The organism is Elusimicrobiota bacterium, from assembly GCA_018816525.1.
Classification (GTDB): domain Bacteria; phylum Elusimicrobiota; class Endomicrobiia; order CG1-02-37-114; family XYA2-FULL-39-19; genus OXYB2-FULL-48-7.
In genome coordinates, this window is sequence record JAHIVV010000074.1 from 1 (window position 1) to 20,047 (window position 20,047).

The 20,047-nt window shown below is 40.0% G+C and carries 19 protein-coding genes; all 19 read right to left on the minus strand.

Annotated elements, in window-relative coordinates; translation table 11 throughout:
- Nucleotides 1-215: 215 nt before the first annotated feature.
- Nucleotides 216-809, minus strand: a complete 594-nt coding sequence (recR, locus tag KKH91_07130) for a recombination mediator RecR (GenBank protein MBU0952574.1) — start codon at nucleotides 807-809, stop codon at nucleotides 216-218.
- 1 nt (nucleotide 810) lies between these two features.
- Nucleotides 811-2,538 carry a DNA polymerase III subunit gamma/tau gene (gene dnaX, locus KKH91_07135; protein MBU0952575.1) on the minus strand — a complete coding sequence of 576 codons (1,728 nt, stop codon included), beginning with the start codon at nucleotides 2,536-2,538 and terminating at the stop codon, nucleotides 811-813.
- Nucleotides 2,539-2,583: 45 nt separating this feature from the next.
- Entirely contained in the window at nucleotides 2,584-3,639 is a 1,056-nt protein-coding gene (mtaB, locus tag KKH91_07140; GenBank protein MBU0952576.1) for a tRNA (N(6)-L-threonylcarbamoyladenosine(37)-C(2))-methylthiotransferase MtaB, read from the minus strand.
- On the minus strand, nucleotides 3,633-4,382 hold the full coding sequence (locus tag KKH91_07145; GenBank protein ID MBU0952577.1) for a 16S rRNA (uracil(1498)-N(3))-methyltransferase: 750 nt from the start codon (nucleotides 4,380-4,382) through the stop codon (nucleotides 3,633-3,635). The genes mtaB and KKH91_07145 overlap by 7 nt, the downstream gene beginning before the upstream one ends.
- 55 nt (nucleotides 4,383-4,437) lie before the next feature.
- A complete protein-coding gene (dnaJ, locus tag KKH91_07150) occupies nucleotides 4,438-5,556 on the minus strand; it encodes a molecular chaperone DnaJ (protein ID MBU0952578.1) in 1,119 nt (372 codons plus the stop codon).
- Between the two features lie 54 nt (nucleotides 5,557-5,610).
- Entirely contained in the window at nucleotides 5,611-7,521 is a 1,911-nt protein-coding gene (gene dnaK / locus KKH91_07155; protein ID MBU0952579.1) for a molecular chaperone DnaK, read from the minus strand.
- Nucleotides 7,522-7,553: 32 nt separating this feature from the next.
- On the minus strand, nucleotides 7,554-8,159 hold the full coding sequence (locus KKH91_07160; protein ID MBU0952580.1) for a nucleotide exchange factor GrpE: 606 nt from the start codon (nucleotides 8,157-8,159) through the stop codon (nucleotides 7,554-7,556).
- On the minus strand, nucleotides 8,156-9,208 hold the full coding sequence (hrcA, locus tag KKH91_07165; protein MBU0952581.1) for a heat-inducible transcriptional repressor HrcA: 1,053 nt from the start codon (nucleotides 9,206-9,208) through the stop codon (nucleotides 8,156-8,158). Before hrcA ends, KKH91_07160 begins: the two co-directional genes overlap by 4 nt.
- Nucleotides 9,209-9,489: 281 nt before the next feature.
- Nucleotides 9,490-10,167 (minus strand): phosphate signaling complex protein PhoU, encoded by a 678-nt coding sequence (phoU, locus tag KKH91_07170; GenBank protein ID MBU0952582.1) that lies wholly within the window; start codon nucleotides 10,165-10,167, stop codon nucleotides 9,490-9,492.
- Nucleotides 10,168-10,180: 13 nt separating this feature from the next.
- Nucleotides 10,181-10,933 (minus strand): phosphate ABC transporter ATP-binding protein, encoded by a 753-nt coding sequence (gene pstB / locus KKH91_07175; protein MBU0952583.1) that lies wholly within the window; start codon nucleotides 10,931-10,933, stop codon nucleotides 10,181-10,183.
- Between the two features lie 20 nt (nucleotides 10,934-10,953).
- Nucleotides 10,954-11,694, minus strand: a complete 741-nt coding sequence (locus tag KKH91_07180; protein ID MBU0952584.1) for a phosphate ABC transporter ATP-binding protein — start codon at nucleotides 11,692-11,694, stop codon at nucleotides 10,954-10,956.
- A complete protein-coding gene (gene pstA / locus KKH91_07185; protein ID MBU0952585.1) occupies nucleotides 11,688-12,533 on the minus strand; it encodes a phosphate ABC transporter permease PstA in 846 nt (281 codons plus the stop codon). The genes KKH91_07180 and pstA overlap by 7 nt, the downstream gene beginning before the upstream one ends.
- A complete protein-coding gene (gene pstC / locus KKH91_07190; protein ID MBU0952586.1) occupies nucleotides 12,530-13,396 on the minus strand; it encodes a phosphate ABC transporter permease subunit PstC in 867 nt (288 codons plus the stop codon). The genes pstA and pstC overlap by 4 nt, the downstream gene beginning before the upstream one ends.
- The gene (locus KKH91_07195; protein MBU0952587.1) at nucleotides 13,393-14,268 is read right to left on the minus strand and encodes a PstS family phosphate ABC transporter substrate-binding protein; all 876 of its coding nucleotides are present in this window, start codon (nucleotides 14,266-14,268) and stop codon (nucleotides 13,393-13,395) included. Before KKH91_07195 ends, pstC begins: the two co-directional genes overlap by 4 nt.
- On the minus strand, nucleotides 14,269-15,234 hold the full coding sequence (locus KKH91_07200) for a hypothetical protein (protein MBU0952588.1): 966 nt from the start codon (nucleotides 15,232-15,234) through the stop codon (nucleotides 14,269-14,271).
- Between the two features lie 111 nt (nucleotides 15,235-15,345).
- A complete protein-coding gene (locus KKH91_07205; protein ID MBU0952589.1) occupies nucleotides 15,346-17,076 on the minus strand; it encodes a cell wall metabolism sensor histidine kinase WalK in 1,731 nt (576 codons plus the stop codon).
- Nucleotides 17,073-17,771 carry a response regulator transcription factor gene (locus KKH91_07210; protein MBU0952590.1) on the minus strand — a complete coding sequence of 233 codons (699 nt, stop codon included), beginning with the start codon at nucleotides 17,769-17,771 and terminating at the stop codon, nucleotides 17,073-17,075. Before KKH91_07210 ends, KKH91_07205 begins: the two co-directional genes overlap by 4 nt.
- A gap of 115 nt (nucleotides 17,772-17,886) precedes the next feature.
- Nucleotides 17,887-19,023 (minus strand): ATP-binding protein, encoded by a 1,137-nt coding sequence (locus KKH91_07215; protein ID MBU0952591.1) that lies wholly within the window; start codon nucleotides 19,021-19,023, stop codon nucleotides 17,887-17,889.
- 42 nt (nucleotides 19,024-19,065) lie between these two features.
- A complete protein-coding gene (locus KKH91_07220; GenBank protein ID MBU0952592.1) occupies nucleotides 19,066-20,043 on the minus strand; it encodes a flippase-like domain-containing protein in 978 nt (325 codons plus the stop codon).
- Nucleotides 20,044-20,047: the final 4 nt, after the last annotated feature.

Here is a 20,047-nt window from a genome sequence, read left to right on the forward strand (position 1 = left end):
ACAAGAACAATATGATAATCGCATTTGTAAACACTATGGCTCAGCCGTTTATATTCCATACTCCAATTATACGAAGATATTGGAATGTTATCCATCTCTCGAGCTTACGCTCGGAGAATTCCAGAGGACTGGCTTAAATTTTCAATTACCTAATTTTCTACGGTTTTTCTACCCAATTATCCAATCATCTGTTTTTCTTTTATCTAATTATCTACTCATATCTCTTTTCGGCCGTCAAGGGAGCGGGAGAGGGTGATTTCATCGGCGTATTCTATGGTCCCGCCGAGAGGCATGCCGTAACCCAGCCTGGAAACCTTCACGTGTTTTTCTTTTATAAGTTCCGCCAGATAATTTGAGGTCATTTCCCCTTCGGTATCGGTATCCGTGGCAATTATAACTTCCTTAACTCCGTTACCAAGCCGCTGAATCAGTTTTTTTACTCTTTCTTTTTCCGGGAATGTGCCGTCAAGCGGCGAAATGATTTTTTCCAATACGTGATACAAACCATTAAACCTCTTTGTATGCTCAATGGCATTGAGCGAAGAAGAGTTTTTTACTATGCAAATCACCGACCTGTCCCTGGAATTATCGTTACAAATACTGCATAAATCTTTTTCTGTAGGCGAATAACATTCTGAACAAAGCCTCAGCGATAATTTTATTTCTTTTATCGCTTCTATTAACTCCTCTGCTTCTGTTGAGCTATTCAGCAGTACATGATAGGAAAGCCGTTCGGCCATTTTAGGGCCTACGCCGGGTAATTTCTGAAATGCGTCTATCAGTCGTTGGAGATTTTTGGGGTGTATCATCTTATCTATTTACGATTTTGCCATGAAAAGCGTCGGCGACTTTTTTTATTACCGGATCCTCTATTACGTTTGTTTCATGTTTTTCCGGGCCTGCTTCAAATACATCGCCGCTTTTCACTATGGGTGGCTCGTCGTCATCTGAAGGGAGACTATCGTCTACTTCCTCAACAATTTCCGAAGGCGCTTTTTCAGCCTTTGCAGCAGCTGCCGGCGTTTGCGCAACAGGGGTTGCATTCTTTTGCAGGGGCTCGCACCTCAGCTTTGTTTGCTCCCCAAAAATTTTTCTTACTGCCGGCTCTACAAAGTTAAGGTTTGATTTTATTCTTTCAAGCAGCATACCGCCGGGTATAAGCAGGACTATTTCCCCTTCGCAAAATCTTTTGTGTTTATAGGTTTCAAGAAAATCAGCCACAAGCGGCTTTTGTTTTTTTATTTCTACCAAAACCAGCTGCCATTTTGATTCTTCTGCGCTGCCCGATACTGCGGGCGGCGTATTTGCTGGCATTTTATTTTCTGTCGCAGCGGTAAACGTTTGTTTAACAGAGGCCGCCGGGGTTTCGTCTTCTGCCGCCCATCCGGGAACGTTCAAGTTTTTTTCCATTAAACTAAGTTTATTTATCAGTTCGTCTATTCCCGCAGTCTGCTGCATAAGTTTAAGAGCGTACAATTCAAATATCAGCCTGGTGTTGTCGCTGAAACGCATTTCCTCTATACAGCGGTTTGCAAGGTGAAGATTGCGCAGTAAAATATTTTCAGGAAATAACCCTTTATGCTTTTTAAGCGCTTCAACTTCTTCCGGCAGGAGTGATTCGACGATATCCTTATCAATATCGATATAATTGGTAAATGTGAGTTTTCTGAAATATTCCCTCAAATCGCGCGCCACCTGAAGAAAATCATACCCTTCCGAGGCTATCTGCGTTATCCTTTCAAGAATTCCTTTAGCATTTTTTTCTATTATTAAGTCTACCAGGGCTGTTACCAGTTCCAGAGGGCTTAGGCCGATGAGGTCGCGGACTGTTTTGTCCGTAACTTTCTCGTCCGGTGAAAAGGATACTACCTGGTCCAGCATGCTTAATGAATCTCTTATTGAGCCGTTAGAAATCTGCGCAATAAGCCGGAATGCGCTTTTATCTACGTCAAACTTTTCCAACTTTGAAAGTTTTTCAAGATGGTTAGTAATTTCCGTTGTTGAAAGCGGCCTGAATTTGAATCTCTGGCAGCGGGAAAGTATGGTTAAAGGTATTTTTTGCGGATCCGTAGTTGCCAGAATGAATATTACGTGTTCCGGAGGTTCTTCAAGCGTTTTTAAAAGGGCGTTGAACGCCGCATCTGTTATCTGGTGGGCTTCGTCTATTATATAAATTTTATATTCCGACGACGCAGGAGCAAAACGCGCATTATCGCGCAGGGCGCGTATTTCTTCAATGCCGCGGTTGGATGCGCCGTCAATTTCCATTACATCAATTGAGTTGCTGTCGGCAATTTCTTTGCAATTCGGACACTGGTCGCAGGGCTGGGAATTTTTCTTATCCGGGCAGTTTAATGCCTTGGTAAAAATTCTTGCGGCGGTTGTTTTTCCGGTTCCCCTGGGGCCGCTGAAAATATAAGCATGCGCTATGCGGTTTTTTTCAATAGCGTTTTTAAGGACTTCGCTTATATGCGACTGCCCTACCAGTTCATCGAAATTTTTCGGCCTGTATTTTCTTGCAAGGACTAAATACGACATACAAAATTATATCTATTTAATAATTCAAAAGCAATTTTGCCCAGCCTATTTTGGCTTCATCAGTTTAGTATAAATTATCTGAACCGCTTTTGCCCTTCGTTTTATTTCTACCGGGCCAACTTTATCAGGCATAGCGGATGCCGGGGTTCCTTTCCTGGGGGAATACCTGAACACATGAAGCTTTGAAAACTTGTTTCTTTTTACAAATTCTAACGTATTATTGAACTGTTCCAAGGTTTCTCCTGGGAAACCGACAATTACATCCGTGGTTATTTCTATATTTGGAATTCTGGAATAAATGTATTTTATTTTTTCTCCAAATGTTTTTGAGGAATAAGGGCGTTTCATCTTTTTTAGAATTTCATCGTCCCCGGACTGCAGGGGTATATGGAAATGCCGTACAATCCTCTCCGGTAAATTTAACATCAGTTCAAGCAATTCACCTGTAATTTCGGCTATTTCAAGGGAAGAAAAATGAACTTTCAGATTATCAAAATTTGAGATAATATCTTTAACCAGGTTTGTCAGTTTATAATTCTTTCCATTTTCATATTTCCCCAGCCTTATTCCGCATAAAACAACTTCCTGATAACCGTTTTTTATCAGTGCCTCTAGTTCGGCAAACAAGGGTTCCTTTGGTTTGCTCCACATTTTTGTTCTGACGCGCGGAACAATGCAGTAACTGCAGAAAGCGTCACAACCGTCCTGTATTTTTACAAAAGCCCGGGAATGTTTATGGAAACTGCTGATCGATTCGATACCGGCGGGTGTTCTATCATGTTTTAATTCCTGCAAAAGCTTTGATTTATCGGCAAAAACTTTGATATTTGGCGAAAGTTTTTCAATTTCTTCTTTTGAACTTACAGCGTAACAACCGGTAACAATGATTTTTGCCCTGGGATTTACCCGCAAGATTCTCCTGGCAACCTGCCTGCAGTCGGCATCAGCATTATGAGTGACCGTGCAGGAATTTATTACACAAATATCCGCTTCTTTAATATTTTCCGTTAGCGTATTTCCGTTTATGCAAAGTTGTTCCCTTAAAACCTGTGTTTCATATTGATTTACTTTACACCCGGAAGTATAGAAGTAGATTAGCATCCTAATTCACTGTGAATAATGCTGAGGCAGGCGATAGCTGCGGTTTCTGCGCGAAGAATATTCTGGCCCAGGGAAAATATTTTAAAAGCGTTTTCTTTAGCCAAGTTTATTTCTTTTTCTGTAAAACCGCCTTCGGGGCCGAGAAACAGATTGACAGTTGAAAAGTTTATAGGTTTATAAGTTGATAGAGCGGATTTTAGGGAATTATCTATCGGTTCAGATTCGTAAGCAATTAGATTCAAACTTGTTTTTTCAACTTTATTTATTGCCGGGGAGAAATCCACAATGCCTTCCGGGTTCAATTTTGGTATTTTCTGGCAATCGCATTGCTTTACTGCCGCGAGTATTATCTTGTTCCACCTTTCCAGCTTAGCTTTTATTTTTGGCTCAGGAATCCTTAGCATGGTTCTTTCGGTTACTACCGGGGTTATCTCATCCACGCCTACTTCTGTGGCTTTTTCAAGCATAAATTCAAATCTTTCCATATTTATAAGCGCTGGAAATATATGGACAGAATACTTTTTTTCTTTATAAATTATTTCTTTTAAAATATCACCCGCTATTGAAAAACTATCAATGTCTTTAATAACGGCCTGATAATGCCTGCGATTGCCGTCAAAAATGTTAATGATTTCGCCCGGCTTAACGCGAAGGACTTTGGTCAGGTGCCAGATTTCGCTTGAATTGCGTATGACGAACTTATGTTGGGTAATATCTTCCGGTAAGACTAGGTACTGAGGCATTTCTTCCTACTTAATACCCCATGCTATGCGCTTGGAAGCATATGGGGTATCTTCCCTATTTATTCAGCGTTCTATTGAATTCCCGGAGAATTTCTTTTTGAAGTTCTGTAAGCTTTGTAGGCACGTCTATTATTACCTGGACATAAAAGTCGCCCTGTTTTTCAGTATGAACGTTAGGCATCCCTTTTTCTTTTATACGGAAATTTTTATTTGACTGCGTGCCTGGCGGAATTTTCATCCTAAGTTTATCTTCGAAAGTCGGTACGTCCGCTTCGCCGCCGAGCGCCGCGATTGGAAAGGGTATTTTTACTTCGGTATATAAATCATCGCCTTTACGCTCGAAATTATTATCAGGCTGAACCCTGATTGAAACATAAAGGTCGCCTCCGGGGCCACCCCGCTCGCCGGCTTCGCCTTTGCCACGCACTCTTATGCTGGTGCCGTTATCAACACCTTTTGGAATTTTTACGGTTATCTGTTCGCTCTTTCTTACTTTTCCCCTGCCTTTACAATCGCCGCAGGGTATTTCTATAATTTCGCCTTCGCCATGACATTTCTGGCAGGGCTGGGAAAAAGTAAAATAGCCGCCCATAGAAGCTGTCTGCTGGCCTGTGCCCCTGCAAACCGGGCATATTTTTTTTGTGGTTCTGGGTTCTGCGCCTGTCCCCTTGCAGGTGTTACAGGTTTCTGTTTTATAGTACTGAATAGGTTTTTCTACGCCTTTATATGCTTCTTCAAGAGTTACTGTCTGGGGAATTTCAAGGTCAGAACCGCGGCCCGGGCCTTTTCTTGAACGTCCGGCAGACCTGCCGGAGCTATTTCCAAAAAAATCAAATATGGTGCCGAAGAAATCTTCATTGCCGCCGCGGCCGCCTCCCATATCGTGAAATATATTGTCAAAATTTACCCCGCGGAATATATCTTCGTTGGTATAGTTCCCGTCTATACCGGCATGGCCGTATTGGTCATAAAGTTTGCGCTTATTGTCGTCAAAAAGCACCGCATAGGCCTCAGTAATCTCTTTGAACCTTTCCCGGGCTTCTTCTTTTTTATCAGGAGCAACCCGGTCCGGGTGATACTGGACTGCAAGCTTTCTGTAAGCCTGTTCTATCTCGGTTTTCTGGGCAGTTTTCGCAATGCCCAGAACTTCATAATAATCTTTTTTTGTGCTCATTCCTTCCTTACTAATACCCCATGTTATGCGCTAGGAAGCATATGGGGTAATTACTTATTTTCCTTCTTTGAACTCAGCGTCGATGACATCATCACCAGGTTTCTTTTCACCAGAACCGCCTCCAGGCGCGCCTTGCGCGTCTTGCTCGGCGGGTTTCGGCCCGTCCTGAGGAGTCTCGGGCTGCGGTCCCTGCGGGCCGCCTTCTTGCTTTTTTGTTGCTTCTTTATATACCACTTCCGCAAGTTTGTGCGCCGCTTTAGTTAAATCTTCATTTGATTTTTTTATTTTATTGACATCTTCGGCTTTCAGCGCTTCCTTCGCATCACTCAGCGCCCTTTCAACTTCCAGCCGTTCATCCTGGGAAATTTTATCGCCATGTTCCTTTACCGATTTTTCTGTGTGATAGACCAGGCTATCCAACTCATTCCTGGCTTCAATAACTTCCTTGCGTTTTTTATCTTCTTCCGCAAACTGTTCAGCCTGTTTCACGAACTTATCAACTTCTTCTTTTGAAAGTTTGGTCGAAGCAGATACGGTAATATGCTGTTCCTTCTTTGTGCCCAGGTCTTTCGCGCTGACATGAAGTATCCCGTTTTCATCAATATCAAAGGAAACTTCAATCTGCGGAACGCCTCTGGGCGCCGGCGGAATACCGTCAAGGGTAAACCTGCCTAAACTAACGTTGTCGGTTGCCATGGGCCTTTCGCCCTGCAGCACATGCACATCAACTGACGGCTGGCTGTCGCTTGCAGTTGAAAAAACCTGCGATTTTTTTGTCGGTATCGTTGTATTGCGGTCAATAAGGCGCGTCATTACATTGCCCAGTGTTTCCAATCCGAGAGATAGAGGGGTAACATCAAGGAGCACTATATCTTTTATGTCTCCACCGATGATTCCTGCCTGGATTGAAGCTCCGAGCGCGACACATTCCATTGGGTCCACGCCGCCTTCAAGTTTTTTGCCTACATGGCTTTCAACAAACTGCGCAACCATAGGCATACGGGTAGGGCCTCCAACAAGAATAACTTTTGAAATATCTTTTGAAGTTACTTTTCCGTCGTTGAGAGCCTGATCGATTGAAGCTGCGCATCTATCAACAATGGGTTTTACTATTTTTTCAAGTGTTGCGCGGGTAAGTTTCAGGGTTAAATGCTTCGGGCCTGAAGCATCAGCCGTAATAAACGGCAGGTTCATATCCGTTTCAAGAACGCTTGAAAGCTCGATTTTTGCTTTTTCAACAGCTTCTTTTAAACGCTGAAGGGACATTTTGTCATTGCGCAAATCAATTCCATTTTCCCTTTTAAATTCATTTGCTACATAATCAACAAGAGAATTATCCATGTCCGTTCCGCCGAGCTGCGTATCGCCGCTGGTAGAAATAACATTGAACCCGCCTTCTTTCCAGAAGTTCATTATGGTGACATCCAGCGTTCCGCCGCCAAGGTCAAAAACCATGATTTTTTCTTCAGAACCTGCTTTATCAATACCGTATGCCAGGCATGCAGCTGTCGGTTCGTTGATAATACGAACAACATCGAGGCCTGCAATTGCGCCGGCATCTTTTGTGGCCTGACGCTGGTTATCGTTAAAATACGCAGGAACCGTTATCACGGCTTTATCAACTTTTGAACCCAGGAAGGCTTCAGCGTCTCTCTTTATTTTTTGCAAAATAAACGCGGACAACTGCTGAGGCGTATATTCTTTGTCATAAATTTTGTATTTGAAATCCTGGCCCATTTTCCTTTTGAATGCAGTAACGGTGCCTTCCGGGTTTGAAACTGCCTGCCTGCGCGCCGGTTCACCAACCAAAAGTTGGCCGTCTTTTGTAAAAGCGACATACGATGGGAACGCTTTGCCTCCTACCGATACGCCTTCTGCCGCCTGTATGATAGTGGGTTTCCCTGCTTCCAGAAAAGCCGCTGCGCTATTGCTTGTACCTAAATCAATTCCTATAATTCTTGCCATAACTATATCCTCCTATTAAAATCTGTTTTTTTCTATTTTTGTTCTTCTCTATTTAGATGCTCTTCATCCTTTTTGGATTCTTTTTCCTCCGGTTGCCGGGCTTTTGCGATAATTACTTTTGAAGGCCTCAAAACATATTCATCATAGGAATAGCCCTTTTGCACTTCCTTTATTATAGTACCCTCTTCTTCGTCACAAAGTTCGTAGCCTATAACTTCATGATACATTGGGTCAATTTTTTTACCGATTACTTCCAGGTGCCTGACCCCTTCTTTTTTCAGGAAACTTGTAAATTCTTTTTTCAGCAGCGCTACACCATGAATCACGTTTTTTATATCCTTGGGATTTTCATCCGTGTTCCAGTGATGCAATGACTCAAGCGCTTTTTCAAAAATGTCTTCAAAATCCAGTATTTTTGATAACACGCTCTCTTTACCGATTATATACTTAAGCTGTTTTTCTTTTTCAACCCTGTTACGGTAATTATCAAATTCTGCCCTCAATCGAAGCAGTTGGCTGTTTAACTCTTTTATTTGATTATCCTTATCATCGGCCTTTCTGTCCTGGCCTTCAGCGGCTTCATTGAGCTCTTCTTCCGTAATAAGTCCTTCTTGCCCTTCGGTGTTTTCTTTATTCATTTTGAATACCTGCTTAGCAGCTGGTTTGTCATTTCGCCTATTAAATTTACAATTGAAATCATTTTTGAGTATTCCATGCGTTTGGGCCCGATAATTCCCAAAACGCCAAGCGGGCTGTCACCACTTTTATAAACTGTTTTTATGAAAGATAATTCCGTAAGAGCCGGTAGTTTGTTTTCTTTCCCGATTGTTACTTCTACGCCTTTTATTTTTTCTATATCTTTTTCAAGCATGTTAATCAGCATTTTCTTTTGCTCAAGCACTTTTATCAGCGAAGAAAGGTAGTCGTAATTCTTTTTGTCCAGGGCCGGAAAAATATTGCTGGTGCCTTCTATGTACAAATGCTCATTTTCATCGCTGAGTATATTTTTTGAAAACGCTTTCATGAAGTTTTCTGAAATTTTCAGGCGTTTTTCCAGCTCGTCCTTTATTTCATAAATTCTGTGTTTGAATTCGCTCAAAGGTACACCTGAGTATTTTTCATTGAACATTTCTGAAATGTATCTCAGCATACGCTCGTCAACCATGGGCACCGGGTTTAGAATATAATGTTTTACAAATCCGGAATCGGTGACTAGCAAAACCAGGACCTTATCTTCGGATATTTTTACAAGTTCCAGGTTTTTTATTTTGTTCCTGTCCATTTTAGGGGCAACAACAAAACCGGTATAATTGGACACGAGCGACAACAGTTGGGAAGTTTTAACAAACACCTCATCCATTTCGCCCATGTGCAGTTTAAATTCATCAAGAATTTTTCTTTTTTCCTGGACAGCAAGTTTTTGCAAATCTGAAAGGCTGTCCACAAACCACCTGTAACCCTTGTCCGAAGGCACTCTCCCGGAAGAAGTGTGAGGATGGGTAAGAAAACCTTCTTTTTCCAGGTCAGCCATTATTTTTCTTATGGAAGCAGGCGAAAGGCTGAGCTGGTAGTTCTTAGTAATGTTATCAGAACTTACCGGCTTGCCGGTGGTTATATATTGGTAAATAATTGTCTGCAATATTTTCTTTTTGCGGGTTTCCGTAATTTCAGGTTTCAGTATTCTCATAATTAGCACTCTATCCCTTAGACTGCTAAATTATACTACAGAATAGGGGTTAAGTCAACTTTGAGTTGAAGAATTCGATTATGTGTTGATTATGCGTGATCCACCCCCAATCTGCTACCTTATCCGACAGATTTCAGCAAAACTTCTTACAATCCACATTAAACGAAGTTATAGATAAATTTGAGATTGGGTCAGCTGGAAAAATGGGATGACCTTGAAATGATTTTGAACAATTTCATGAAAATGTTACACAAAATTAGATAGAGATTTTAAATAACTGGTCAATGGTCGTCAAAAAGGTGCGGGAGGTGATGGTGTCTGATATCCTGTCCAAGAACCATAAAGATAACATCTTCACAAATATTTGTAGCATGGTCCCCGATTTTCTCAAGATTTCTTGAGATAAGCAGAAGATCAATAAAATATTCAGTCCGATCAGGATTTTCAATTATACTGTCAATAAGTTTTCTGAAAACTTCTTTTTTTAATTCATCAAGCTCATTATCCCTTAAAAGAATATTCTTTGCCAGTTCCACATCTTTATTTATAAACGCTTTTATGCAGTCTTTAACCATAGCTTTAGCTATTTCGGTCATTTGGGGAATAATCGAAAGATTTATAAAAAACGGCTGTTTAATCAGATTTGCAGTATTCTGAGAAATGTTTACTGCCTGATCGCCGATTCTTTCAAGTTCTGAATTTATTTTCATGGCAGAGGTTATAAACCTCAGATCAATCCCGGCAGGCTGGTAAAGCGCAATCAATTTAAGACTCAACTCATCAACTTCAATGTGTTTCTTGTTTACCTCTGTTTCATTATTGAAAATACTTCCCAGAATTTCAGAATTGCGTTCAATCAAAGCTTTTATGGCAATATCTATCATACTTTCTACGAGCGACGCCATGCTTGATAATTTTTCACGTAATTCATTGAGCTCCTTGTCAAAATGTCTTTTCATAAAATCTCTCCTCTTAACCGAAGCGACCGGTTATGTAGTCATTGGTTTCCTTTTTATCAGGATTTGTGAATATTTTTTCTGTTTTATTGAACTCTATTAATTTTCCAAGCAGCATGAAACCTATATCATTTGACACCCTTGCCGCCTGCTGCATGTTATGGGTTACAATAACAATTGTATAATTCTTTTTCAATTCAAACATCAGTTCTTCTATCCTGCCTGTAGCTATCGGGTCCAGCGAAGAACAGGGTTCATCCATCAGCAGAATTTCAGGTTTTACCGGCAAAAGCCTTGCCACGCAAAGGCGCTGCTGCTGTTCAAGGGTAAGCTCCAGAGCTGAACTATTCAATTTATCTTTCAAATCATCCCATAATAATACTGACCGTAAGCTGTTCTCCACTATTTCATTTATAGTATCCTGATGTTTTATACTGTGTATTTCCAGGCCGAAAGCAATATTTTTGCGGATAGAAAGCGGAAAAGGATTGGGGCGCTGGAAAACCATTCCGACATTTTTTCTTAATTTAATTAAATCAGTGCCAGGAAAAAGGATGTTTTCTTTTTCTATGATAATTTCACCGCTGGTTTTTGTATTTTCAATCAAATCATTCATCCTGTTTAAAACACGCAACAGAGTTGATTTCCCGCAGCCGGATGGACCTATAATTGAAGTTATTAATTTCTCTTCGATGTTCATATTGACATCGATAAGAGCCTGAAATTTGCCATACCAGAGGTTTAAGTTTTTAATTTCTATTTTTCCCATTGTTTTATGACTAAGTGCTATTACCCAAAACGCCCCGAAATATAATCTATAGTTTTTTTATTTACCGAATTTGTGTACATCTTTTCTGCTGAATCAATCTCAATAAGCTCGCCCATCATAAAAAATGCCACCCTGTCTGAAACCCGGGCCGCCTGCTTAACATTATTTGTTACAAGAATAATCGTATATTTCTTTTTAAGTTCCATCATCGCTTCTTCAACTTTTGCTGTTGAAATGGGGTCCAAACCTGAGCAGGGTTCATCAAAAAGCACCACCTCGGGTTCAACGGCCAGGCTCCTGGCTATACAAAGGCGCTGCTGCTGTCCCCCTGAAAGATTTAAAGCTGATTCATGAAGCCTGTCTTTCACTTCTTCCCAAATGTACGCTGCCCTTAAGCTTCTTTCCACAATCTCATCTAATCCTTTCTTAATGCCGTGCATTTTGGGGCCATAGGCGACATTGTCAAAAATAGAAATCGGCAGCGGCAGCGGCATGGCAAATATTATGCTTACTTTTTTTCTCAGGCTTATTACATCAAAATATTCATAAATGTTCCGGTTATCTAAAAAAATCTTACCGTCCATTTTAAAGTCATCATCAAGGTCGTTCAATCTGTTCAAAGTTTTTAAAAAAGTGGTTTTGCCGCTGTTTGCTGGACCAATGATTCCCAATATTTCGTTGGAATAGACTTCCATATTGAGAGATTTTATAACCTGATTCTTGCCAAACCACGCGCTGAAATTATTGACTGTTATTACCATTTTTTCTGGCGCCTCAAATAAGTCCGTAGAATAATCCCAAAAAGATTTAAAGATAATGTGAATACTATCAATACAAGGGCCGTGCCATAAGTTATGTTTTTATTTATTCCCGGGATTTGCGTTGAAATCACGTATAAATGATAGGGTAAAGCCATAACCTGGTCCATTACTGATGACGGAAGATGGGGCAAGTAAAATGCCGCAACCGTAAAGAGTATGGGTGCTGTTTCCCCGGTAATTCTGGCATTGCTTAAAACCGCGCCGGTTATAATGCCGGGAAGAGCGTGAGGCAATACGGAATACCTTATGGTCTGCCACTTTGTTGCGCCAAGGGACAAACTTACTTCGCGGAAGGACTGAGGCACGCTGTTAAGTGCTGCCCTGGTAGCGGTAATAATGGAAGGTAATTCCATAATGGCTAAGGTAAGGCAGCCTGAAATAAGAGAAACACCAAATTTCAAATATATTACAAATAAGGACAAACCGAATAAACCGTAAACTATTGAAGGAACGCCTGCCAGGTTTATTATACCTAGTTTCAATATGCGGGTAAACAGATTGTCTTTTGAATATTCAGATAAATAAATCCCGCCCAGCACGCCCAGGGGCAATGAAATGGCTGTGGCGCCCAGCGCCAGGTAGAAAGTCCCTACTATCGCCGGAAATATTCCGCCGGAACGCATGCCGTTTGTCGGGGCGGCGGTTAAGAATTTCCAGCTTATCGCGCTGATGCCGTTTTTTACTATGACCGCAATAATAAGCAATACAGGCAGGATGGTAATTAATGCCGATAAAAACAAAACAGTAAATGCGATTTTTTGGCTGAGTTTAGGGTTCATTTCTTAATCCGGTGCAAAAATATATCTGCCAGCAAATTTATTATGAAAGTTATAACAAATAAAATTATTCCTACAACAAATAAAGCGTAGTAATGATTACTGCCCCTAATTGATTCGCCCATTTCAGCAGCTATCGTTGCCGTAAGCGTTCTGACCGGCTCTAAAAAAGTATGTGGAATAACAGCGGCATTGCCCGTAATCATCATCACAGCCATCGTTTCGCCGATAACTCTTCCTACGCCAAGCATTACCGCGGCAAAAATTCCCGGAGCCGCAGCAACAATGATAACTTTATACATCGCCTGCCAGTGCGTGGCCCCCAGGGCAAGAGCCGCTTCCTTGTACCTGCGCGGAACGGCGGTAATAGCATCTTCGGCAATGGAAACTATGGTAGGCATAGCCATAAACGCAAGCATTATAGAACCCGACAAAGCGGTTAAACCCGTAGGCAAATTAAATATGCTTTTCACCCACGGCACCAGGGTTACCATACCTACAAAACCTATTACAACGCTGGGAATTGCCGCCAGCAGCTCTACACCGGTTTTTAATATATCCTTGAATTTTGGATTAACTACTTCGGCAATATAGAACGCGCAGGCAACGCCGAGCGGTATGGAAATCAGCATGGAGCCGATAGTGACAAGCAGGGAACCTAAAATAAGCGGCAGCATTCCAAACTGTTCCGGATTTGAAAGCGGGTACCAATTATTTCCCATAAGGAAATCCCGCGGGGGCACGTATTTGAAAAACAGCACCCCTTCTTTAATAAGAAAGACAAAAATCAAAACTACAAATATTATTGAAAGGCTGCCGCTTAGAAATATGGCTTTTTCAATAATGAATTCTTTAATTTTTTTCATTTTACCGGAACGAAATCAAGTTTTTTTACTATTTCCTGCCCTTTTGAAGATAATGTGAAATCTACAAACTTTGAAACAGTGTCAGGAGCATTATTTTTTGTACAAAGATAAAGCGGCCTTGAAATAGGATAAGAATTGTTTTGGACAGTTTCAATTGAAGGTAAAACAAAAAGCATCTTTGGACCCTTTGAAACAGCAACCAGTTTTTGTTTCGGACTTATATAACCCATTCCATAATATCCGATGGTATTAGTGTTCTGGGCGACTTCATCAGCTATGGCTTGGGAAGAAGGCATTAAAAGTGCGCCGGGGGAGAACTCCTCGCTTCCTTTTGGATTGCCCTTCCTTAATATATGTTCCTTGAAAAACACGTGAGTGCCCGAATTAATTTCTCTTGAAAGAAGGACAATTTTTGCGGCATTGCCACCAACTTCCTTCCAGTTCTGAATTTTTCCTGTAAAAATATCCCTTAACTGATCAATAGTAAGGTTGCCTACCGGATTTTTCGGGTTTACTACAACGGCTATGCCATCCAGGCTGACTATAAATTCTTTTTCTTCAAGCCCGTTTCTTTTTGCCAGCTCTATTTCTTTCGGTTCCATCTGGCGTGAAGCAGCTACAATATCGCAGCTGCCACTTATAAAAGAAGCAATACCGGTTCCGGTACCGCCGCCTGTTACCGACATGTTTGCACCCGGGTTTTCTTTACTAAATTCCTCGCTCCAGGCCTGAACCAGGTTTACCATGGTGTCTGAGCCTTTAATCTGGATTGAATCACCGGATTTCTTTCCGCAGCCAACTGTAAACGATAACACTAAAACACAACTTAACAAATAAAAACTGATTTTCTTCACAGAGCCTCCCTCAAAGATTTAGTATTTTACACCCAAACTTATGTAAATAAACGTCTGATCGTTGCCTTGCACGACAGTATTTTCATAATTTATAAGCTGCGCGCTCAAGCCCAGCTGAACTCCTTCAGAGATTGAAACAGCTGCGCCTGCAATAATTCTGTTATAGGAATCACTTATTGCATCTGTATTTGAATCAAATGAATCAAATCTGGCAAGCAGGGCAAGGTTTGAAAGAATGCTATAACTGCCGAATAAACTGAAGCCGGCTTTATTTACAGCTGCATCCTTAGCGGCAAGATAGTAAACCATGGCTGAAACCTTTTTTTGCTCAAAGCTTACGCCGGCAATTGTGCGGTTGCGGTCAAGCCCCAGAGAGGTTTCCTTGCCGATATTTTCGAATGCGTGTAATTTGATACCGCTAACAACTTCATAACTTACTCTTGCGGCAATATCCTTATCTGAGGATACTTCAGCAGTTTTATACCCTTCACCGTTTACCAGGGCTAAATCATAATCAACAGATTTATTTGCGAGTTTTCCGCTAAAACCCAAGCCGATATCAGCGGAATTTAGAACACCGGCAATATCGGTAAACGTTTTTGCTATAAAACGGTTTTTCAAGATATTTTCCTCGTAACCAATCCAGGGCATTGGAATAACTCCGGCTCTGATGTTCGAATTACAACAAACATCGTTGAACTCTATAAAAGCATTTTTAATGAATAATTGGTTCACCGGCTGTGTACCTTCAAGAGTGGCTTTTATTTTGGATTTATCGGTAAGAGTCCTGGTTGCGGTCAGATACAGGCGTGTCAATTTGAAACAACTTATATTTGCCGGCGCAGCATTTTTTGTCAAATTATAGAAATAGTCCGCAAAAATTATCCCGCCGACCTCAGCTTTTGGTTTTTCTTCCTGCGCTGAAACGGTAGCAAGCGAAAACACTAAACCCGCAATACTTAAAACTAATATTTTCCTACTCATAAAGTGAACCCCCTATACTGCGATTTTTTATTTACTCGCTTACATTATGCAATATCGCTGTTAAGGCAGTATAAGTGGTTTGTTAATTTTAGGTTAAGATTTTTGCTTCAGTTAAATTGGAAGGTTTATAATGAATTTTGTGCCGCTACCCAACTGGTTTGCGGGACTTTCTGCGGTTATACTTCCGTTATGGAGCAAAACAATGTGCTTAACTATTGAAAGCCCCAGTCCGGTTCCGCCAAGTTTCCTCGAGCGGGATTTATCAACAACATAAAACCTTTCAAATATTCTTGGAAGGTGTTCTTTGGGAATCCCTATGCCGGTATCTATAACTTCAATTTTTATATATGAACCGAATTTTACCGCTGATATCGTTATCACGCCTTTTTCAGTGTATTTAACGGCATTATCAAATAGGTTTATGAATAATTGTTCCAGTTTGAATGGGTCTGCAGTTATGTTGGGCAGGCTTTTGTCCGGTTCCAGTTTTAAAAAAAGTCCTTTTTCATTCATCTGCTTTTCAAATATCTTTGAAGCATTTTCAATTGCTTCCTTTAAATTAACTTTCTGGAAATCAGGCTGAACACTTTTATCTTCCAGGCTGGACAGTGCTGACAAGTCGCCGACTATGTTCATAAGCCTGTCAATATTTCTTTTTATCACATCAAGGTAACGTTTATTGAGCCGTTCCTCTTCTTCCATTGTTTCAACGAATCCTTTAATAGCTGTTAGCGGCGTCTTAAGCTCATGGGAAACATTTGCAACAAAATCTTTTTTTATCTGTCCGAGTTTTTTAAATTCTGTTATGTCATACAGAATTAAAACCACTTCATTATTTGTTTCCATTGTGGCAGTGCTTAATAACACCGATTTTTCATTTAATTCTATTTCGTCTATAGTGTTTTTCCTTTCCAGGCGTATTTTTTTTATCAATTCATTTAACTTTGGATCCCGGATAATTTCCCAAATAAATTTGTTTTCCAAATTTTGCATTCCGGCAAGCTTAACAAAAGCCTTATTAAATAAAATAATTTTATTTTCTCTATTGAGCAAAACCAGGCCTTCCTGAATAGAAGAAATAATACTGTTTAATTCTTCTTTTTGGTGCGAAATTTCCCCCAACGAGGTTTTTATTTCTGACGCCATATAATTGAAGCTGTCTGCAAGTAGTTTAAATTCATCATTATTTTTCAGGTAAATTCTGGATTCAAAATTGCCTTCAGCAATTTTGTTGGAGGCCTCCGCTAAAATCCTGATAGGCTTGGCCAGGCTCCTTGAAAAAATAAATGAAAGAATAAAGGAAATTACCAGAATAATTATAACAATATGAAAAATCCTGTTTTTCAGGCTGTCTAGAAGAATGTTAATTTGTTTTAAAAACAAACTTACCCTCAAAACCCCTATAATTTTGCCTTTTTCCCTGAGAGGCCTTGCCACGTAAAGCATCTCTTCCTTATTAGTGAGGCTTATGCGGACGGATTGGCCGATTTCACCATTTAATGCCTTTAAAACTTCGGGCCTGTACTTGCGATTTTCCATCAATTTCGGGTCATTTTCAGAATCAGCCAAGACAATTCCCTTAGCGTTAATTACTGTTATTCTTGTGCTGATGGTTTTATCAAGGCTTTTTATTAAAACTTCCAATTCTTTGGTTTGCTTATTTTCAATCAAAGGGAGAATTTTCAGTTCTAGGGCATTGTTAATATTTATTAGATTTTGTACTTGAGAATTAAGGTAGTGGGATTTTATTGATTTGAATGTAAAAAACAGAATTGAAGAGCTTAACAGGATAATTATCAGCAGATAAAGGCTAAAAATCTTTAAAAATATAGACTTTTTCATAACTCCAGTTTATAACCGACACCTCTTATATTCTTTATCAGCTTACCCGCATCGCGTAGTTTTTCTCTAAGGTTTTTAATATGAACATCTATGGTTCTGTCAAGCACGGCTTTTTCCTGGCCCCATAAATTATCAAGCAATTTATCTCTGCTGAATACAAAACCTTTCCGGGAAGCTAAAATTTCAAGTATTTTAAATTCTGTAGTTGTTAAATCGATTCTTTTTCCTTTAACAATAACTTCATATTTTTCGGGATTGATAACCAAGATATCCCCAAAAGTAATGTTTTTTAAATCTTCCTTGTCTTCCTTTACGGTATTTCTTCTCAATACTGCTTTTACCCGCGCTACGAACTCCCTGGGTGAAAAAGGTTTTGTTATATAATCATCCGCGCCCAGTTCAAGGCCCAGCACTTTGTCAAATTCCTCGCTCTTGGCTGTCAGCATAATAATAGGAACTGAAACAAACTTGCTGCTGCTTTTAAGCTGTTTGCAGATTTCATAACCGTCCATATCAGGAAGCATTATATCAAGGATTATAAGGCTCGGTTTTTGATTTTCTATTGACTTGAAAAAACTTTTTGAATCAGAAAATTCCTTGACTTTGTACCCGGCTTTCTTCAGATTAAGCGAAAGCAATTCTAGGATATCCTGTTCATCATCAACAACTGCTATCAATGTTCCTGTTTTTTCCATAGATTGATTCTATTAAAAAAATAATCCAAATACAATCCAAAACATTTCCGTGTTGATGGAAGCATTGCTTTCTACTGATTTTCAAGTTTGGAGATGGAAATGCCTCTTTTGAAGACTATAATAAAACTTCTGGAAGATTTTTTAACAGGTTTTTAATAGGCACAATTTCAATGTTGCCTTCTCTCACATATTTATCTCCACCGTATACGAAATAGGCTTTTGCCATAGGATATTCTTTTAAAAATGACTTTAAACCTGAAAGCATGGAGCTTGTGACTTTACCAGCCCGTTTGACTTCAAAAACCCTGATGCCCTTTTCCCCATACATCACAAAATCCACTTCCATGTTGTTGGATGTCCGCCAGTAATAAATTGAGTATCCCAGTCCCAGTGATTCATTAACAGCTTTTATTTCTTGAAAGAAAAGTGTTTCCAATGCAATACCTTCAGTTTCTTCAGGCCTGTCTAAAGGGCCCATCGGCCTTAATGTCCTGTAAATTCCAACATCAAAAAAATAAAACTTGGGATGAGAAACCATTCGTCTTTTCGCTCTTTTTGTAAAAACAGGCAGTTTATATGCAATTAGCAGGTCTTCAAGGATAGAAAAATAGTTTTCTACTACTTTTCTTTCAACCGCGCATTCACGGGCAATCGCAGATACGCTTAAAATGGACCCTTGAGAAAAACTCGCAGCTTCCAAAAACCTTGAGAATGCGCTTAGGTTCCTTGTCAGGCCTTCAAAACGCACTTCTTCATCCAGGTAAGTTTTAACATAGCTTTCCAGATACTCTTTCGGGTTATTTTCGGTATATACGCTCGGCAGGGAACCATATTTCAGGGAATGATTAAAATCAAAGTCTTTTCCTAATTCAACAACAGTTAGCGGATACATTGAGTATGTCAATGCACGCCCACCTAAAAGATTATGCCCTTTTTTCCTTAACTTGCGGGCGCTTGAACCGGTCAGTATAAATTTATACTTATATTTTTCAATTAACCGATGAACTTCATTGAGCAGTTCCGGAACTCTTTGTATCTCATCTATAATTACCCATTTCTTAAAATCCTTTGGTATTAAATTTTCAAGTCTTTGAGGATTAGCTAAAAGGTCATTATATATTTCTGCTTCCAACAGGTCAAAATATAATGCATCAGGAAAACAGGATTTTACCCAGGTAGTTTTGCCTGTACCGCGCGGGCCGAACAAAAAGAAACTTTTATTTTTGGGGGGCTTAATAATTCTGGAATACATACTTCCATTTTACATGTATATTTTGTAATTGTCAACTCCAAATTACATATTTGTTTCTTCCTGATTTTCAAGTTTGGAGATGGAAATGCCGCTTTTGAGGACTATTATAAAACCCAGGAGGGTTACAGGAAGCCATCCGACAAGATGATACAGCAATGCAAAACTTAGCGCAACGCTTTTACCTACTTTAAAAATACTCAACGCCAAAATACTGAAAAATTCCCATGTCCCCACGTATCCGGGAGAAGCCGGGATTGTTACACTAATGGCTACTACGCTGATAACCAGCATGGCTCCAAGGTAATTTATATGAATATTAAAAGCCAAAAGACAGCAATATGCAGTAAACCCGTAAACACCCCACAGCAGAATTGAAAGAGCGGCCACTTTTGCAAACCTTTTTCTATCTTTTACAAAACTCATGCCGGCATAAAAATTATCTATGAATTGATGAAGCCTTTTTCCGAAACTGCTGTTTGGGAGAAGTTTTTCAAATATCCCCACCAGTTTTTTCTGGAATTTTATAACGCAGAATAATATTGAAAATAGTATCGCCACAACGATTAAAATATTAAACCGCCCGATTTGTTCCGGCATAAATACAAAAAACGAACCCAGTATCAATATTAAAACCGGAGGCATAACATCTGTGAGCCTTTCAAGAATCACCGTAGAAAAAGCCGTACTTTTACTGAGATTACCTTTATTTGCAAGAAAATACGCCTGAGCTAAATCCCCCATCCTAAAAGGCAAAACATTATTAATAAACTGGCCTACAAACGTAGATTCGACAAAATATGAAAGAGGCAAGTCCTTATTTAAAATTATTCTCCATCTGTAACTTCTCACATAAATACCGGTAATAGTAGCGGCAACAGCAATAATTAAAAACTGCCATCTCACTCTGGCTATTACCTGCAGTGTTTCCTGGATATTCACCCGCCTGAAAGCCAGGTATAAAAACACTACGCTGATTACTATTCCCGCGGTTATTTGTATCGGTTTTTTGAATTTACCCATTTTG

Bases quoted from the DNA above. Each gene is read 5' to 3' on its own strand.
- recR (MBU0952574.1), bottom strand. From the start codon at position 809: ATGATACACCCCAAAAATCTCCAACGACTGATAGACGCATTTCAGAAA.
- dnaX (MBU0952575.1), bottom strand. From the start codon at position 2,538: ATGTCGTATTTAGTCCTTGCAAGAAAATACAGGCCGAAAAATTTCGAT.
- KKH91_07180 (MBU0952584.1), bottom strand. From the start codon at position 11,694: ATGGTAATAACAGTCAATAATTTCAGCGCGTGGTTTGGCAAGAATCAG.
- KKH91_07205 (MBU0952589.1), bottom strand. From the start codon at position 17,076: ATGAAAAAGTCTATATTTTTAAAGATTTTTAGCCTTTATCTGCTGATA.
- dnaJ (MBU0952578.1), bottom strand. From the start codon at position 5,556: ATGAGCACAAAAAAAGATTATTATGAAGTTCTGGGCATTGCGAAAACT.
- KKH91_07210 (MBU0952590.1), bottom strand. From the start codon at position 17,771: ATGGAAAAAACAGGAACATTGATAGCAGTTGTTGATGATGAACAGGAT.
- pstA (MBU0952585.1), bottom strand. From the start codon at position 12,533: ATGAACCCTAAACTCAGCCAAAAAATCGCATTTACTGTTTTGTTTTTA.
- KKH91_07215 (MBU0952591.1), bottom strand. From the start codon at position 19,023: ATGTATTCCAGAATTATTAAGCCCCCCAAAAATAAAAGTTTCTTTTTG.
- phoU (MBU0952582.1), bottom strand. From the start codon at position 10,167: ATGAAAAGACATTTTGACAAGGAGCTCAATGAATTACGTGAAAAATTA.
- mtaB (MBU0952576.1), bottom strand. From the start codon at position 3,639: ATGCTAATCTACTTCTATACTTCCGGGTGTAAAGTAAATCAATATGAA.
- pstC (MBU0952586.1), bottom strand. From the start codon at position 13,396: ATGAAAAAAATTAAAGAATTCATTATTGAAAAAGCCATATTTCTAAGC.
- dnaK (MBU0952579.1), bottom strand. From the start codon at position 7,521: ATGGCAAGAATTATAGGAATTGATTTAGGTACAAGCAATAGCGCAGCG.
- KKH91_07220 (MBU0952592.1), bottom strand. From the start codon at position 20,043: ATGGGTAAATTCAAAAAACCGATACAAATAACCGCGGGAATAGTAATC.
- KKH91_07145 (MBU0952577.1), bottom strand. From the start codon at position 4,382: ATGCCTCAGTACCTAGTCTTACCGGAAGATATTACCCAACATAAGTTC.
- hrcA (MBU0952581.1), bottom strand. From the start codon at position 9,208: ATGAGAATACTGAAACCTGAAATTACGGAAACCCGCAAAAAGAAAATA.
- KKH91_07160 (MBU0952580.1), bottom strand. From the start codon at position 8,159: ATGAATAAAGAAAACACCGAAGGGCAAGAAGGACTTATTACGGAAGAA.
- pstB (MBU0952583.1), bottom strand. From the start codon at position 10,933: ATGGGAAAAATAGAAATTAAAAACTTAAACCTCTGGTATGGCAAATTT.
- KKH91_07200 (MBU0952588.1), bottom strand. From the start codon at position 15,234: ATGAGTAGGAAAATATTAGTTTTAAGTATTGCGGGTTTAGTGTTTTCG.